The organism is Brucella sp. NBRC 12950, from assembly GCF_030268145.1.
GTDB lineage: Bacteria > Pseudomonadota > Alphaproteobacteria > Rhizobiales > Rhizobiaceae > Brucella.
In genome coordinates, this window is record NZ_BSQC01000087.1 from 1 (window position 1) to 255 (window position 255).

The following is a 255-nucleotide window of genomic DNA, read 5'->3' on the forward strand; positions in this document are numbered from 1 at the left end:
GTTTACGATCTTCTTTGCAACCGCGATGCTGCCTGGAGATGTGGCAGAGATCCTGCTTGGGCAGGCAGCAACCCCTGAAGCGGTTGCCGGACTTCGTCAGGCGATGAACCTCGACCAGCCGGCTTTTCTGCGCTTTTTGTATTGGCTTGGAAACTTGCTTCGCGGTGATCTTGGTGTCTCTTATGTCAATAATGTCCCGATTGCAGATTTGCTGGGTAACCGGCTGGTGAATTCGCTGAAGCTTGCCGGTGTGAC

The 255-nt window shown here is 53.7% G+C and carries 1 pseudogene; it reads left to right on the forward strand.

Annotation, left to right across the window (positions count from 1 at the left end):
• Window positions 1–255: pseudogene (locus tag QSJ70_RS27575) on the forward strand (ABC transporter permease); the annotation flags it as partial.